At 53.9% G+C, this 15,450-nt stretch carries 16 protein-coding genes; 10 read left to right on the top strand and 6 right to left on the bottom strand.

Annotated elements, in window-relative coordinates; genetic code table 11:
- Positions 1-66 precede the first annotated feature (66 nt).
- From ACFSX3_RS02795 to ACFSX3_RS02825, 7 genes are all read left to right on the top strand, one after another.
- The gene (locus tag ACFSX3_RS02795) at positions 67-1,479 is read left to right on the top strand and encodes a CapA family protein (RefSeq protein WP_339223999.1); all 1,413 of its coding nucleotides are present in this window, start codon (positions 67-69) and stop codon (positions 1,477-1,479) included.
- A 19-nt stretch (positions 1,480-1,498) separates the two neighbouring features.
- A complete protein-coding gene (locus ACFSX3_RS02800) occupies positions 1,499-2,230 on the top strand; it encodes a glycerophosphodiester phosphodiesterase (RefSeq protein ID WP_209991221.1) in 732 nt (243 codons plus the stop codon).
- 51 nt (positions 2,231-2,281) lie between these two features.
- Positions 2,282-2,905: a fumarylacetoacetate hydrolase family protein gene (locus tag ACFSX3_RS02805; protein ID WP_209990996.1), complete on the top strand. Its 624-nt coding sequence runs from the start codon at positions 2,282-2,284 to the stop codon at positions 2,903-2,905.
- A gap of 4 nt (positions 2,906-2,909) precedes the next feature.
- Complete coding sequence (locus ACFSX3_RS02810) at positions 2,910-3,743, top strand: DUF92 domain-containing protein (RefSeq protein ID WP_209990995.1); 834 nt, start codon at positions 2,910-2,912, stop codon at positions 3,741-3,743.
- 76 nt (positions 3,744-3,819) lie between these two features.
- The gene (locus ACFSX3_RS02815; protein ID WP_209990993.1) at positions 3,820-4,431 is read left to right on the top strand and encodes a TetR/AcrR family transcriptional regulator; all 612 of its coding nucleotides are present in this window, start codon (positions 3,820-3,822) and stop codon (positions 4,429-4,431) included.
- A 51-nt stretch (positions 4,432-4,482) separates the two neighbouring features.
- Positions 4,483-6,435: an ABC-F family ATP-binding cassette domain-containing protein gene (locus ACFSX3_RS02820; protein WP_209990991.1), complete on the top strand. Its 1,953-nt coding sequence runs from the start codon at positions 4,483-4,485 to the stop codon at positions 6,433-6,435.
- A 28-nt stretch (positions 6,436-6,463) separates the two neighbouring features.
- A complete protein-coding gene (locus ACFSX3_RS02825) occupies positions 6,464-6,952 on the top strand; it encodes a tetratricopeptide repeat protein (protein WP_209990990.1) in 489 nt (162 codons plus the stop codon).
- A 405-nt stretch (positions 6,953-7,357) separates the two neighbouring features.
- Here ACFSX3_RS02825 and ACFSX3_RS02830 read toward each other — a convergent pair whose 3' ends face one another.
- The 5 genes from ACFSX3_RS02830 to ACFSX3_RS02850 all read right to left on the bottom strand — a co-directional run bounded on the left by ACFSX3_RS02830 (position 7,358) and on the right by ACFSX3_RS02850 (position 11,251).
- Positions 7,358-8,401 (bottom strand): M42 family metallopeptidase, encoded by a 1,044-nt coding sequence (locus ACFSX3_RS02830; RefSeq protein ID WP_209990988.1) that lies wholly within the window; start codon positions 8,399-8,401, stop codon positions 7,358-7,360.
- Between the two features lie 27 nt (positions 8,402-8,428).
- Positions 8,429-8,752, bottom strand: a complete 324-nt coding sequence (locus ACFSX3_RS02835; RefSeq protein ID WP_209990986.1) for a LapA family protein — start codon at positions 8,750-8,752, stop codon at positions 8,429-8,431.
- 85 nt (positions 8,753-8,837) lie between these two features.
- On the bottom strand, positions 8,838-10,628 hold the full coding sequence (gene pepF, locus ACFSX3_RS02840) for an oligoendopeptidase F (RefSeq protein ID WP_209991218.1): 1,791 nt from the start codon (positions 10,626-10,628) through the stop codon (positions 8,838-8,840).
- 212 nt (positions 10,629-10,840) lie between these two features.
- The gene (locus tag ACFSX3_RS02845; protein WP_209990984.1) at positions 10,841-11,011 is read right to left on the bottom strand and encodes a hypothetical protein; all 171 of its coding nucleotides are present in this window, start codon (positions 11,009-11,011) and stop codon (positions 10,841-10,843) included.
- A 6-nt stretch (positions 11,012-11,017) separates the two neighbouring features.
- The gene (locus ACFSX3_RS02850) at positions 11,018-11,251 is read right to left on the bottom strand and encodes a hypothetical protein (protein ID WP_036702226.1); all 234 of its coding nucleotides are present in this window, start codon (positions 11,249-11,251) and stop codon (positions 11,018-11,020) included.
- 172 nt (positions 11,252-11,423) lie between these two features.
- Between ACFSX3_RS02850 and ACFSX3_RS02855 the strand changes: the two genes are divergently transcribed.
- A complete protein-coding gene (locus ACFSX3_RS02855) occupies positions 11,424-11,621 on the top strand; it encodes a cold shock domain-containing protein (RefSeq protein WP_036725228.1) in 198 nt (65 codons plus the stop codon).
- A gap of 168 nt (positions 11,622-11,789) precedes the next feature.
- Here the strand turns inward: ACFSX3_RS02855 and ACFSX3_RS02860 are convergent, their stop codons facing one another.
- Complete coding sequence (locus tag ACFSX3_RS02860; protein WP_209990982.1) at positions 11,790-13,028, bottom strand: MFS transporter; 1,239 nt, start codon at positions 13,026-13,028, stop codon at positions 11,790-11,792.
- A 193-nt stretch (positions 13,029-13,221) separates the two neighbouring features.
- Between ACFSX3_RS02860 and ACFSX3_RS02865 the strand changes: the two genes are divergently transcribed.
- Both ACFSX3_RS02865 and pfkA read left to right on the top strand, forming a co-directional pair.
- The gene (locus ACFSX3_RS02865) at positions 13,222-14,304 is read left to right on the top strand and encodes a tetraprenyl-beta-curcumene synthase family protein (protein ID WP_209990980.1); all 1,083 of its coding nucleotides are present in this window, start codon (positions 13,222-13,224) and stop codon (positions 14,302-14,304) included.
- Positions 14,305-14,373: 69 nt separating this feature from the next.
- On the top strand, positions 14,374-15,345 hold the full coding sequence (gene pfkA, locus ACFSX3_RS02870; RefSeq protein WP_209990978.1) for a 6-phosphofructokinase: 972 nt from the start codon (positions 14,374-14,376) through the stop codon (positions 15,343-15,345).
- Positions 15,346-15,450 lie beyond the last annotated feature (105 nt).

Here is a 15,450-nt window from a genome sequence, read left to right on the forward strand (position 1 = left end):
GGAGCGCCAGCTGATAGATATGCTATAATAGAAACACTTTAAGGGTAAAGGAGATTACTTGCACTCATGTATCCGCCGAGATCAGGCAATAGACAAGGCAAGAGACAACATAGCAGGCGACGGCGCAGAAGGGTATGGGCGTGGGTCAATGTGGCGTTGCTGCTGCTGATTACCGCTGCGCTCGCTTATTCATTCATGGACGGCAAGGACCCGCAGGGCTCTGCTGCTCCGCCAGCGGCGCTCGTTACTTCACCTTCACCGGAAGCTGCTGCAACGGCGGCAGTCCCTACAGAAGCCGTTCCTACAGAGGAAGCGCCTGGGACGGAGGCTACAGCCACTGCGGAGCCTGCTCCGGAGGGAACACCGGAGGCTTCTCCCGTGCCTACGGAGACGGCGGCAGCCGCTACGACCGCTACGGCAGCTCCTACCCCTTCACCAGCGAAACAGACGGAAGCTACGAATGCGCCGCAGGCCACAACGGGGAGCAGCAGCGGGCTGGTCGCAGGCTTGCCGGAGAATACCTCCGGCGGGACGGTGAAGCTGAGCTTTGCCGGAGATATCATCTTCAGCGGAAAAGCAGGTGCGCTGCTGGAGCAGAAGGGCTACGATTATTCCTACAGCGCGCTGGATGGAATGTTCAAGAAGGATGACCTCACGGTAGTCAATCTGGAAACTCCGATTACTACACGCGGGGTTGGGGCCAAGAACAAGCAGTTTGTGTTCAAGGGCCCGCCGAAAGCACTGGATGCGCTCAAGGCCGCCGGTGTGGATGCCGTCAATCTGGCTAACAACCACACGCTGGATCAGGGGGAGGAAGGGCTGCTGGACACCCTGAAGCATCTGGGCGAGCGCGGAATCCCTCATGTGGGGGCAGGGCGGAATAGCCAGGAGGCTTATGCTGCGCAGTATTTTGAACGTAATGGAATTAAGATTGCCCTGCTGGGCGTCACACGGGTGATGCCTGTGATTGAATGGAAGGCGGAAGCGGGCAAGCCTGGCCTTGCCTCGGTGTACGACAGTGCAGAAGCGCTCAAGGCAATTGCCGCAGCCAAGCAAAAGGCCGATGTTGTCGTTGTCGTCGTCCATTGGGGGCGGGAGCGGATGGAGCAGTATGACAAGACCCAGCAGGCGCTCGGACATAGCTTCATTGATGCCGGAGCGGATCTGGTGATGGGCGGTCATCCGCATGTGCTGCAGGGAATTGAGCCGTACAAAGGCAAATGGATTGCCTACAGCACAGGCAACTTTATTTTCACACGCGGCTCCATTCCGGCTACTTGGGAGACGGCGGTCTTCCAGGCGGAATGCAGCAAGCAGGGGCAATGCGCTCTTAAGCTGAAGCCGATGGATGCTGAGCTGGCGCAGCCGGTGCCGATGAATGAAGCCGACGGGCAGCTTCTGCTGCACAGAATACAGTCAATTTCTTCAGGTCTGATCAAGGTCCGCAATGACGGTACTGTGACCCAAGCGGTGAAATAGCCGGAGGTGCGTATCAATGATGAACAATATGTGTGTAGCACACCGTGGTTTTTCCGGTAAAGCTCCTGAGAACACATTGGCCGCCGTGCGGCTGGCACTTGCGCTGCCTTATGTACGCTGGATGGAGATCGATGTGCAGCTGACGAAGGACGGGGTTCCCGTGGTCATCCATGATTATTCCCTGGACCGTACGACCAACGGACACGGCAAGGTGAAAAATATGGAGTACGAGCCGCTGCGGCGGCTGGATGCGGGGAGCTGGAAAGGGCGTGCTTTTCGCGGAGAGCGGGTGCCTTCTCTGGAAGAGGTGCTCGCTCTGGCGTCAGGACGGCTGCGGTTAAACATCGAACTGAAGACGGTGGGCGAGATGTACCCCGGTCTTGCGAAGGCGGTGATTGATCTGGTGAATGCCAGGGGAATGCGCGAGGAAGTGGTGCTGACCTCGTTCGATGCCGGTGTATTGCGGCGGATCAAGGAGCTGGACGCGCGGTTCCATACAGGGCTTATCTATGACTCCAGATCCGGTGATCCGGCGGGTAAGCTTGATGAGCTGGGCTGCTCCTTCTTATCCATCAGCTACGACCGGCTTAGCCCGGTTTTGGCCAAATCCCTGATTGAACGCGGGGTGCAGGTGATGGCCTGGACCTTGAACAAGGGCAAGGAAATGCGCCGCCTGTCGGAGATACATTCCGATATTATGATCTGTACGAACCGTCCGGATATTTGGGGCGATATATTTTTGAAGGCTTGATCAGGCTGCTGTAAGCACACCAATTCATAGAGGAAGAGAGCTGAAGGAACAATGAGCAGTGCGATCAATAATGTATACTGTGTAGGACGTAACTATCAATTACATGCGGAGGAGCTGGGCAATCAGGTGCCGACCGAACCGCTGATCTTCCTGAAGCCGTCTCATGCTGCCGTGGCCCTGGATAAAGCGATCATCTATCTGCCCAAGGACGCCGGACTGATTCATTACGAGGGGGAGCTGGTGCTGCGCATTGCGCGTGATTACGTGCCGGGGATGAGTGTGCAGGAGCTGGTGGATGTCATGGCGTTGGGCCTCGACTTCACACTCCGTGATGTGCATAATGATCTGCAGCGCAAGGGCTTGCCTTGGACTGCTGCCAAAGGCTTCAAGAACGCGGCTCCGCTCACCCCTTATATAGCATTGCCTGAGCAGGAGGAGCTGGAGGCCACAGACTTCACTGTCCGCAAGAACGGAATTGAGGTTCAGCGCGGGAACGTGAAGAACATGATTTTTTCCCTGCAAAAAATCGTTGAATTCATTGCCGTCCGCTACGGGCTGGGCAAAGACGATATTATCTTCACTGGAACCCCCGCTGGGGTAGGTCCGGTAGTGGCGGGCGATTCGTTCGAGCTGTTCTGGGGCGCGCGCCTCATGGGCACCTGCCTGATCGGTTAAGGCGATGCTCTCAGGACTTGAACTACTCCAATGGCTGATCGGGGCCTGCGGTGCGCTGCTGGTTGCCGGAGCCGCTTACTGGAAGCAGTCGCTTAGCTTCTCAGGAATGGTGGCGGCAGTGGTCATGGGGACGATCTATTTCGGTGCGGGGAATCTGTTCTGGTTCGGTATCCTGCTCGTGTTCTTCATCTCCTCAACCCTGCTCTCGAAGCTTCATCATGAGAATAAGGCAGAGCTGGAGTCCACGTATGATAAAACCGGACGCCGCGACGCGGGACAGGTCTTCGCCAACGGCGGACTCGGGATGCTGGCCGTTCTGCTGAACGCGGTCTATCCGCTGGAGCTCTGGGGCTTCCTGTTCATCGGGGTGATGGCTACCGTGACCTCGGATACATGGGCTACAGAGATCGGCACGCTGGCTCGGAAGCCTCCCCGGTCGGTGCTGACCGGGAAGGTGCTCCAGGCAGGCACCTCTGGCGGCGTATCCCTGCCCGGGACGCTGGCCGCAGCGGCAGGAGGGGCGCTCATCGGCGCGGCCTCCTGGCTGCTGCGGGCGGCCTCAGGCATGACGCCCCATGCCTTCTGGCTGCTGGTGCTGGCCGGATTGCTGGGCGGGCTTGCGGGAGCTTTTGCCGACTCGGTTCTGGGTGCTACCGTGCAACGGATGAACCGCTGCACGGTCTGCAGCCGCGAGGTCGAAGCCTCCAAGCACTGCGGGAAGCCTACGTTATACGCCAGGGGCTGGCGCTGGATGGACAATGATACTGTAAATGCTGTAAGTTCTATAATAGGCGGTGCTGTAGCGCTGCTGGTCAGTTATATCAGTTACATAGGATAAGGACGGATCTGAGGGTTAAGCCGGCCGTTGCGTTATCCGGTAACATGCTGGATTTTATGGGTTGGGAGGTGAACCGTTGAGCAGTGCATCCGTAGACAAACATGCAGCTATTCTGGATGCCGCCTATGAGCTTTTCGGTTCAGGCGGCTTTTATGAGACGAAGATGTCGGAAGTGGCCGAACGTGCAGGCATTGCCAAGGGTACGGTCTATTTGTATTTTAAAAGCAAAGAGGAACTCTTCATGGCGGTTACCCGCCGCGATTGCGAAGGCTTCCTTGAGCAGCTTGAGGGCAAGCTGAGGACCCGCTCCACATTGACAGACAAGCTCTCCGTTATTGCAGAGCATCATCTGTTCTATTACTATGAGCGCAAGCAGCATACGAAGCTGTTCTTCCGTGCGCCTAACAATAACCCTGAGCTGGTGGCTTATATGGCACAGTTCATGGAAGCCTATATGCAGGCTGTGGTGAAGGTGCTGCTGGAAGGCGGGGCTACCGAGCCGGAGCTGATGGCACAGTCGTATATCGGGATTCTGGACCGTCTGAAGATGGACATCCTGTTCGACCCTGAGTTTGCCGAGGCAGATGCGGATAAGCGGGCGAAGTTTGCAGCGAGGCTTTTTATCACGGGGGCACTGGGCAGCTTGGATTCGGCGCTGGGGGACTTCCCTGCTGAAGCTGAATCTTAAGTGAATACAGCCAATTCCGGTTTCAAAATATAAGGCAAGCGAGGACAACTGATGAATATTATGACAGTGGAACATCTCTCCAAGAGCTACGGGGAGAAAACCCTGTTTCGTGATGCCTCCTTTGGCATGGACGACAGGGATAAGATAGGCGTAATTGGCGTAAACGGCACGGGAAAATCAACCTTTTTGAAGATTATCGCCGGGCTCGATACAGCAGATGAAGGGCAGATTGCCATCGGCAATGATGTACGGGTGCAGTTCCTGGCCCAGAATCCGCCTTACGAGCCTGGAAATACAGTCTTGCAGCAGGTATTTGCCGGAGAGGACCCGGAGCTTGCGACGATGCGTGAATACATGGAGGTGATGTCTCTTCTGGAGCAGAATCCGGGAGATTCAGGGCTGGAGGGCAGGCTTGTCCGAATTGGACAGGCCATCGACGCGGCCGGCACCTGGCAGCTGGAAAGTGAGGCTAAGACGGTCCTTACGAAGCTGGGGATTACCCAGTTCGATGCCCGGATGGAGAGCTTGTCGGGCGGACAGCGCAAGCGTGTCGCGCTGGCGGCAGCGCTGATTACACCATCCGAGCTGCTGATTCTGGATGAGCCTACCAACCATATTGATACGGATTCCGTAGCCTGGCTGGAGCAGTATTTGCAGAAGCGGCGCGGGGCGCTGCTGATGGTGACGCATGACCGATATTTCCTGGAACGGGTAGCCAGTGTAATGCTTGAGCTGGACGGCGGGAATCTGTACCGGTATGAAGCGAACTATTCGCGGTTCCTGGAGCTGAAGGCAGACCGTGAAGAACGTGAGGCTTCGGCCGAGCAGAAGCGCAAGAATCTGCTGCGCACCGAGCTGGCCTGGATTCGGCGCGGGGCCAAGGCCCGCTCCACGAAGCAGAAGGCGCGGATCGACCGCTTCGAGAAGCTTAAGGAGAGCACGGGAGGGGCTTCGGCCTCATCTATGGATATCTCTGTAGCTTCCACAAGACTGGGCCGCAAAATCATTGAGCTTCAGGAGCTCACCAAAGCGCTGGACGGCCGGACTTTAATCAAGGATCTCACCTACATTGCGGTGCCGCAGGACCGCGTGGGGATCGTCGGCAAGAACGGCAGCGGCAAGTCTACGCTGCTTAACCTGATTGCCGGTAAGCTTACACCGGACAGTGGCGAGGTACAGCTCGGGACAACCGTGAAGCTGGGCTATTTCACCCAGGAGCATCAGGACATGGATCTCAGCCTGCGGGCGATCGAGTATGTGAAGGAAGAAGCCGAGATCATCAAGACCGCAGACGGCAGTGTCATCACCGCCGGGCAAATGCTGGAGCGCTTTCTGTTCCCGCCCGCGATGCAGTGGACGCCAATCTCCAAGCTGTCCGGCGGCGAGAAAAGACGTCTCTACCTGCTGCGTGTCCTGATGGGGGCGCCGAACGTGCTGCTGCTGGATGAGCCGACGAATGATCTGGATATCGGCACACTCGCTGTACTGGAGGATTACCTCGATGAATTCCCCGGTGTAGTCTTCACCGTATCGCATGACCGCTACTTCCTGGACCGTACTGTGGATAAGCTGATTGCCTTCGAGGATGGGGGCATCCGCCTGCATGTCGGGGACTATAGCGAATATGAAGAGTGGCTGGCGAAGAACGTCCCATCCGGCAACGGGAACTCCGGCAAGGCAGAAGGCGGCTCCGGCCGCAGCGCCAGCGGGGCTAATTCTGCGGCTGCTGAGCAGAGCGGGAATACACAGGCTGGGTCAGCGCCGCGTGAGAAGCTGAAATTCACCTTCAAGGAGCAGCGTGAGTACGAGGGCATAGACGAGGCCATTGAACAGGCGGAGCAGCAACTGACAGACCTCTCGGCCCAGATGGAAGCGGCCTTCGCCGACTCCGGCAGACTCCAGGAGCTGGTGGAGAAGCAGCGGCAGGCCGAGGCAGAGCTGGAGCGTCTGATGGAGCGCTGGACGTATCTCAATGAGCTGGCGGAGAAGATCGCCGGTAAGTAACACCGCGTAGAAGGAGGGGACAGTGGCTGTGACTCATACGATAGAAGAAGCCGTGCAGCTGCGCTCCTCTGGCCAAGCTGAAGAAGCGAGGGACATGCTGCTACAGCTACTCTCAGAGGGCGACAGTAACGCTGAGCTGCATTATCAGCTGGCATGGACGCATGATGTGCTGGGCTTGGAGAGTGAGGCGGTAGCTTATTACGAGCGGAGTCTTGCCTTGGGGCTTCCAGATGCGGAGCAGAAGGCAGGCGCGATGCTGGGCCTGGGCAGCACCTACCGGACGCTCGGGCAGTATGCGGAATCCCGTGTGGTGCTGGAGCAGGGTGCGCTTGAATTCCCGCAGCGTGCGGAATTTAAGGCTTTTCTGGCCATGACGCTGCATAATCTCGGCGCGCATACCGAAGCCATGGAGCTGCTGCTCACCCTGCTTGCGGACACATCCTCTGATCCCGGTATCCAGGATTACCGCAAGGCGATTAAGTACTATGCGGACAAGCTGGAGCAGGTATGGCCTTAACCGGGGGATGCAACATCTCACTCGTCATCCCAGCCCTAATCCGCAAAGTCAGAGGGTTATGCGGAAATCCTGCCCAAAATGCAACATCTCACTCGTTATCTCAGCTCTAATCCGCAAATGTTGCACAAAATGCAGGATAAATCCTCACCGGAGCTGGTGGGTAGGGGAATTGTTGCAATTTATGCAGGAATCCATGCAAATGTCCAATTATGGGCGGGCCAGGTTGCAATAGTTGCAACATTTTGGCCGTGTAAAGTAATATTTGTCTAATTACTATCTCACCATGGTCAACTAAAAAGGCAGCACCAGCTATTGAAATGAGCTGGTGCTGCCTTTTTGTACTTGTTTACTAAATATCCAGGTCGTGTTGCTATAGAAAGTGACCCGCCGTGGCGAGCCGCCCGATCAGTTCGCCCCAACATAAGCCGCCAGCAGCTTAGCCGTATTCAGCACAGCCTGCTTGTGGGTACGCTCCATGGAGTGCGAGGCGTGTACGCCAGGTCCAATCAGTGCGGCCCGGATATTATTGCCGCCGCGCAGCGCAGCAGAGGCGTCGGAGCCGTATTGCGGATAGATATCGACCGCGAATGGAATAGCGAGACCGTTCGCCAGCTCGATCATGCGGCTGGTCATGGCATAGTCGTACGGGCCGGAGGAGTCCTTGGCACAGATGGAGACATCCGTCTCTTTGCAGCTGAGGTCATCGCCCATCGCGCCCATGTCCACAGCGATCATCTCATTGATCTCCCCTGGAATCCAGGCAGCGCCGTGACCTACCTCTTCATAGTTGGAGATGAGCAGGCACAGGTTATGCAGCGGCTTCCAGCCTTCGCGATGGATGCTCTCCAGCAGCCCGAATAAGGCGGCTACGCTGGCTTTGTCGTCCAGATGGCGGGATTTGATATATCCGCTGGGGGTAAGCACGGCCCTTGCATCAAACGAAATAAAGTCACCGACCGAAATCCCCAGCTTCAGCACATCATCCTTGGTGGAGACCAGCTCATCAATCCGGATCTCCATATTCTCTTCCGCACGCTTGAAATCACGGGCATCGGCATACACATGCACAGAAGGATGACTGGTCAGGATCGTACCGGTATAGGTTAAGCCGCTGCGGGTATGGATGATGCAATATTCATTCTCAATACTGTTCATGCTGAATCCGCCCACAGAGGTTAAGCGGAGGGTGCCATTAGACTTAATGGAGCGGACCATGGCACCGAGCGTATCCACATGGGCGCTGATGCCGATCGTGCGCGAAGGGTCAAGTCCGGGTACGGTGAGCATCGCACCGCCTTTTTCATTCCAGGTAAGCGGAATATTGAGCGCTGCCGCTTCTTCGGCCACCAGAGACATCACCTGGGCGGTGAAGCCGCTGGGGCTTGGGGTATCGAGCAGTTTTTTGAGCAGATTCAGAATATATTCTTCATTGGGCTGTATGTTAAGCAAGGATAATTCCTCCTATTCGTCTATGTGTTACAGCTGGGATGATCCTTCTGGAGTAAAAAGGTCACTCTCACCAGGGATAGGTTCCATGTTGACACTACCCGCGTCACGGAGCTTGGCAAGCTCAGCGTTCAGGTTCTTGATCTGCTTCTGCAGCTTATACTGGCGGAAAATTCCGTACGAACCGACTACAACCCCGCCGATCAGCGCACAGCCAAGAATAACGAGGATAAGCGGAATGCTGACAAAGTCGAACCCGAAATTAACGGGCACCGTATCCACATTCATTACTGCGAAAACTGCAGTCAGCAGAGCGAAAAATAAGCCTAATATAAGTGACCATTGAAATTTCATATAGCTTCCTCCTCAGGATGATCTGACAATACAAATCCCCTGCCCGCAAAGGGCAAGGGATTACTGTAATACTAAGCCTTCTGTGTTACTTGGTCAACTGCTCCATCTGTTCGATCACGCTCTCGAATACGCTCATAGCTTCGCGGATCGGCTCAGGCGAGGACATATCCACTCCGGCTTTGGATAGAATGTTGATGGAATAATCACTGCCGCCGCTCTTCAGGAAGCCGAGGTAACGGTCTACCGCCGGTGTGCCTTCCTCCAGAATCTGTTTGGCGAAGCTCGTCGCCGCCGAGAAGCCGGTAGCATATTTATAGACGTAGAAGCTGTTATAGAAATGCGGAATCCGCGCCCACTCCATCTCAATATCCTGATCAATTACCATATCCTTGCCGTAATACTTGACATTCAGATCGTAGTAGATCGCAGAGAGATCCTGCGGTGTAAGCGATTCGCCTTCTTCAGCACGCTGGTGAATGATCTTCTCGAATTCAGCGAACATCGTTTGCCGGAATACCGTCGTGCGGAACTGGTCGGCATAATAGGTCAGCAGGTACATTTTTTCCTTCGGGTCCGTGGACTTGTTCAGCAGGTAATCCATCAGCAGCGCCTCATTGGTAGTAGAAGCAACCTCCGCCAGGAAAATAGTGTACTGTGCGTCCCGGTATTTCAGCGCCGTGTCCGAATAGTAGGAATGCAGGGCGTGACCCATCTCATGTGCCAGTGTGAACATGCTGTTCAGATTGTCATTATGGTTCAGCAGCACGTAAGGATGGGTGCCGTAAGCCCCCCAGCTGTATGCGCCGGAGCGTTTATTCTCGTTCTCGTATACATCGATCCAGCTCTTGTCATAGCCTTCCTGCAGAACACTCAGGTAGTCCTCTCCAAGCGGCTTCAGGCCTTCCTTGGTAATCTTCTTGGCCTCGTCAAACGTAATATCCAGCTTATATTCGTCCACGAGCGGAGCGAACAAGTCATACATATGTAGCTCATCTACTCCAAGCAGCTTCTGGCGCAGCTTCATATAACGGTGCATCAGCGGCAGGCTCTCATGAATAGTGTCGATCAGATTCGTGTAGACTTCCTTCGGAATATTGTCACCGTACAGGGACATTTCCAGTACAGAAGGATATTTGCGCACACGGGAGTAAAATACATTCTTATTCACATTCGCGCTCAGTGTGGCGGCAATCGTGTTCTTTTGCTTGCCGTAAGTTTCATAGACCGCTTTGAAGGCGTTCTTGCGTACCTCGCGGTCCGGGCTTTCGAGGAATTGAATATAGCTTCCGTGCGTCAGTTCGACTTCCTTGCCTTCTTCGTTCTTAATCTTCGGGAACTTCAGATCTGCATTATTCAGCATGCTGAATACGGTTTGGGGGGCCTGGGCAATAGTGCTGACCTGAGCCAGCAGGGCCTCTTCCGCCTTGGAGAGGACATGAGCCTTCTCGCGCTTCATTTCAGTCAAGGTGAAGGTGTAGTCGGAGAGCGAAGGGTCGGCGATGAACTGGTCCAGCGTCGTGTCAGGCAGGGCCAGAATCTCAGGTGTCACAAAAGAAAGGGCTTCACCCGCTTCAACACCAAGCTTCTTGGCCTTGGAGGAGAGAGCCTGATATTTCGGAGCCGCCGTATCCTCGTCCTGGCGCATATGCGCATAGACATAGAGGCGTTCAGTCAGCAGCGACAGCTTGTCGTCCAGCTCAAAGCACTCCTTCAGGGCATCCGGTGAATCCAGCTTCCCTTGGAAGGAGGCAGCGCTTGTGATCAGTTCCTTGACTTCCTTATATTCGGCATCCCATTGCTCCTCTGAAGCAAACATATCTTCAAGCTTCCAGCGGTTCTCGGCGGGCACTTCACTTCTCTTAGGTAATTGTTCCATAGAAATCCTCCTCGGTAGATGGGATGCGGCTGAGCTGCTCTCCGCCTGCGGGAGCGCTGAGGACAGATTTCCTTGCAGCAGGCTGAGCGCAAGCAAGAGCGGGAGTGACTTGGCGGTAACGGACATGACGGCAGCCTCCTGATTCTCAAAGTCTGCTTAGTATGCCCTGCCAATTCATGTTTATTAATTCATAAGTGTGCTTACAGATGAAGTTATGTGAGCAGGCTATAAATAATGAAGACAAAAGCCAACGCAATCATAATGACTGCGGTTAATGCCATCCCGCGCTTCATGCGCGGGGGCATTTTGTCCTTGCTCATAATCAGTACGGCACCCAGACACAGGACGACAATTACATAAATGACAAGACTCTCATTTTCCATGCTGGGCTACACCTGTTTGAAGGCGGCGATGATATTCTTGTACTCTTCTTCATTATCCTTGTAAGACTCTTTGTTGAAGCGGTTGTTCACCCACTGCATCATAGCCGGACGGCTCATGAAGGTATGCGTTTCTTCTCCCCATTGGTCGGAGATTTCACGGAGGATAATATAACGTCCCTGAACTTCCACCGTCATCATGTTCCACTTGTCTGTTTTGTATATTTCATGTTTTTTGATCATTATCATTACCACCCTGGCGATTTTTGGCTTTTGGGTCAATGATAACGCACCGGAGAAGGGAAAAGCAAATTAAATCACGAAATCAGGGAAATGATGGATTGCTTTACAAGTTTAGAAAGCGTATAATGTAAGCATACGCCATATATGGCGGTATTTTTAGGAGGTTGTTCATTTGAAAGGTACAGTAAAATGGTTTAACGCAGAAAAAGGTTATGGTTTCCTTCAAGTTGAAGGCGGCGAAGATGTATTCGTTCACTTCTCAGCGATTCAAGGCGACGGATTTAAGACTTTGGACGAAGGCCAAGCGGTAGAATTCGATGTTACTGACGGTAACCGTGGTCCACAGGCAGCGAACGTAGTTAAACTATAAAATACGGCCAAGGCAGAGCTTCTGTCAGCCGCAATATATATATTTGATCTAGCACGCACTGGCATAAGTAGCATTAGGCAGCTTGAGCAGCACAGTTCCTTCGGGGGCTGTGTTTTTTTATGCTGCAGCGTGCCGGGTGGCGCTATAAACTTCCCCGCCCTTAATTACTCAGAGCGGGGTCTTGCTCTTTAGCCGACGGTCTGCGCCGCCCCCGAGGTCCATCAGATGCTTGGACAGGAAGCCGATGAAGGCCAGGATCGAGAAGCCGGTAGCGACCAGATAGAAGACAATCCGGCCCGCATCCTGGTAGATCAGCCCACCGAAGGTGCCGCTTAGCAGACCTGCGCCGCTGGACCATACGACAGTGAACAGCGCCATTCCGGTGGCCCGTAAGTGATCAGGGATGATCCGAGTGATGTAGCGGACCGCAGTTACATAATAAATACCGAATGAAATGCTGTGCATGGCCTGAATGGCAACTACGGTACCCGGTTCCTGCGCAAGCGACATGAACAGAAAGCGCAGCGTGAACATCAGGCTGGCAAAAGCGAGCAGCGGCAGCTCCTTGAACTTGTCGCCATATCTGCTGAGCAGGAAGAAGATGGGGATCTCACTGAGGGCAGAAGCCAGCAGCGCCCAGCCGACGACTTCATCTCCTGCATTCATGCCCTTGAGGCTGATGGTCAGGAAGGCTTCGTTCATCCGGTAGCCGATGGCGAGCAGGAAGACAGAGCCGAAGAACCACAGCACTTCCTTTTGCAGCAAAATCTCCCGTAGTCCGGAGGCCTTCAGCGGTTTGTCCGTAGACTCCATGTCTACAGAGAGCGGAGCCGCTTCGGTTCGCTTCACATCCTTCAGCCCAATCGTAATCAGCAGCGCGGTTACGACAATCACAATACAAATCGCTACACTGTACTGGGGTCCCAGCGCCCTAAGCAGATAGCCAATTGTAAGAGCGAAGAAGGAATATCCCAGAGATCCGAATACACGGATGGCAATGAAGTTCCGCCCGTGACGCTGGGCAATTTTGATGGCCATGGTATCTGCCAGTGGAAAAACTGGGTAATAGAAGAAATAGAAAAAGGACAAAATAAGCATGACACTTGAGAAATCAGTGGCTCTCGCCAGAACAATGGCGGTAATCAGCTGGCCTCCAAGCAGGAGGGCCATAATCTTACGGACGGTACCCAGCCGGTCGCTCATCATGCTCCAGAACAGATTGGAGAGTATCGAGATTAGCGGGCCTACGGAGTAGAGCAGACCCATTTGCGGACTGCTGAAGCCTAAGTGGGCATAAAATAACGGGAAATAAGAAACAACCAGCACACTGGTGCCGTATAGCGTAAACATAAAGGATCGCAGCCAGTTTTGGTCACTGTATTGGCCGCCGCTCCGCCTCGCATTCATGATTGTGCACTCCTTCTGGATATAGAAAAGTATAGTATAGCATAAAGCGGAGAGGCCGGGGGTTTCGTAAAACATCGATTTTCTGAATCTTTCAGAAGTTTGCGAAAGTGATTTTGTTGTTTGTACAAATCCGCTCTGCATATTATAATAATCATGATTTGGATAAGGAGACAACAATGTGGAGGCACTGTCATTGAATGAATTTGAGCAAGGCCGTTACCTAAGTCCGCGCGGTCCTATTGGAATGATGAACAGGGTCTATAAGTACGTGCTGCCGGAAGTGCGATCATGTCTCGATTTCTGGCGCCAGGATGCAGAAGGAATTCCCGATCCCGAGCTCCGTAAGCAAGCGCTTGCCAGCATTGAAACGAAGCAGTTTCATTGCCAAGGCGGCGGTATCTATGCCGCCGGTAATTTGTCGATGAGACATATACTGATTCCGCTAATTGTTGCTTATCAGACAATCAGTGATTATTTGGACAACCTATGTGATCGCAGTACTTCGCTTGACCCTGACGATTTTCGGCTGCTGCACCAGTCGATGCTTGATGCGGTTACCCCCGGCGCAGAGCCAGTGAACTATTATGCGCTGCGTACCGAACAGAATGATGGCGGATATTTGAACAGGCTGGTCCGCAAATGCCAGGAGATGACCTCCCAGCTTCCGGGATACGGTGCTGCCGCTGAAGAGATTTATCAGTTGGCGGTATTATACACCGATCTTCAGGTCTACAAGCACATTCATCCTGATCTCAGGGAAGCTGCCCTGAAGGAGTGGTGGGAGAAGGAGGGGCATCGTGCACCTCATCTCCAGTGGAATGAGTTTGCAGCCGCAACCGGTTCAACTCTGGGTGTGTTTATGCTTTTTCTGGCTTCCTGTGATCCCAAGCTGTGCACCGCTGCATCGGCTTCCATTCGTGCTGCGTACTTTCCGCATGTGTGCGGGCTGCACATTATGCTGGATTATCTGATTGACCAGGACGAAGACCGGGCCGGCGGTGATCTCAATTTCTGCAATTATTATGAGAATACGGATATGATGCTGGATCGGATCGCTTCGATCGTAGAGTGGGCCCGCAGGGATGTCCAGAATCTTCCCGAGACCTCCATGCATCGTATGGTCATCGAAGGACTTCTGGCACTTTATTTGTCCGATCCCAAAGTCAGCGAACAGCGGGAGGTTCGCCTGGTATCCAAACGGCTGATGAGAAAAAGTCCGCTGACCCGGCTTTTCTTCTTTGTCAACAGCCGCTGGATACGCAAACGTATGTATTAATGCATTAGATGCTGCTGGGCCTTCGTCCGATTAGGAGATCCGGCGCAATTTTAAGGAGGAACTAACAGGATGTCAAACGTAAAAAAAATCGCAGTATTAACCAGTGGTGGAGACTCTCAGGGCATGAATGCCGCTGTGCGTGCGGTCGTCCGCAGCGCAATCTACTTTGGAATTGAGGTATTTGGCATTCAGCGCGGATATCAGGGTCTGCTGAACCGTGACATTTTCCCGATGGATCTGCGGAGTGTAGGGGATATCATCCAGCGCGGAGGTACTGTTCTGCAATCTGCACGCTGCCTGGATTTCATGAAGCCGGAAGGACAGCAGAAGGGTGCGGACATTCTCAATGAGTTCGGTATCGACGGTCTGGTTGTCATCGGCGGAGACGGCTCCTACCACGGTGCCAACAAACTCAGTAAGCTGGGCATTAACACCATGGCGTTGCCGGGAACGATTGATAATGATATCTCATTCACGGACTACACCATCGGATTCGATACAGCCGTTGGCGTTGTAGTAGATGCGATCAATAAATTGCGCGACACTATGTCTTCCCATGAACGTTCCTCTATCGTAGAAGTTATGGGACGCCACTGCGGAGACATCGCTCTGCATGCCGGCCTTGCTTCGGGAGCGGAGACTATTCTGGTGCCGGAAATGCCTTATGATCTTAATGAAGTAGCTGACCGGATGAAGGATAACTTCGCCCGCGGTAAACGTCATAGTATTGTCATCGTAGCCGAAGGCGTAGGCAAGGGTGAAGATGTTGCCCAGGCGCTCAAGGACCGCCATGCTTCTCTGGATGCCCGTGTAACCGTTCTGGGACATATTCAGCGCGGTGGTACGCCAACCCCGGCAGACCGTAACCTGGCCAGCCGTTTGGCCGATTTCGCCGTCCGCAAGCTGATTGAAGGCGAATCGGACAAGGCCTGCGGACTTATTAAAGGAGAATTGACGCTTACGGATATTGATAAGGTAGTGAACACGAAGAAGGATTTCGATATCGAGCTGTATGAACTGGCTTCCCGGTTATCTCAGTAAGAGCAGCAGGATTTATAGTATCTTGAACCCTCAGCGGAGCAGCAATCCTTCCCTAACCGGAAGGGAGCTGCTCCGTTTTTTCGCCTTGACAGTATACCCCCACCC

Origin of the sequence: Paenibacillus rhizoplanae (genome assembly GCF_042684125.1) — a bacterium.
Lineage (GTDB): Bacteria > Bacillota > Bacilli > Paenibacillales > Paenibacillaceae > Paenibacillus_AQ > Paenibacillus_AQ rhizoplanae.

Bases quoted from the DNA above. Each gene is read 5' to 3' on its own strand.
- ACFSX3_RS02805 (WP_209990996.1), top strand. From the start codon at position 2,282: ATGAGCAGTGCGATCAATAATGTATACTGTGTAGGACGTAACTATCAA.
- ACFSX3_RS02810 (WP_209990995.1), top strand. From the start codon at position 2,910: ATGCTCTCAGGACTTGAACTACTCCAATGGCTGATCGGGGCCTGCGGT.
- ACFSX3_RS02800 (WP_209991221.1), top strand. From the start codon at position 1,499: ATGAACAATATGTGTGTAGCACACCGTGGTTTTTCCGGTAAAGCTCCT.
- ACFSX3_RS02845 (WP_209990984.1), bottom strand. From the start codon at position 11,011: ATGGAAAATGAGAGTCTTGTCATTTATGTAATTGTCGTCCTGTGTCTG.
- pfkA (WP_209990978.1), top strand. From the start codon at position 14,374: ATGTCAAACGTAAAAAAAATCGCAGTATTAACCAGTGGTGGAGACTCT.
- ACFSX3_RS02860 (WP_209990982.1), bottom strand. From the start codon at position 13,028: ATGAATGCGAGGCGGAGCGGCGGCCAATACAGTGACCAAAACTGGCTG.
- ACFSX3_RS02850 (WP_036702226.1), bottom strand. From the start codon at position 11,251: ATGATCAAAAAACATGAAATATACAAAACAGACAAGTGGAACATGATG.
- ACFSX3_RS02835 (WP_209990986.1), bottom strand. From the start codon at position 8,752: ATGAAATTTCAATGGTCACTTATATTAGGCTTATTTTTCGCTCTGCTG.
- ACFSX3_RS02820 (WP_209990991.1), top strand. From the start codon at position 4,483: ATGAATATTATGACAGTGGAACATCTCTCCAAGAGCTACGGGGAGAAA.
- ACFSX3_RS02795 (WP_339223999.1), top strand. From the start codon at position 67: ATGTATCCGCCGAGATCAGGCAATAGACAAGGCAAGAGACAACATAGC.
- pepF (WP_209991218.1), bottom strand. From the start codon at position 10,628: ATGGAACAATTACCTAAGAGAAGTGAAGTGCCCGCCGAGAACCGCTGG.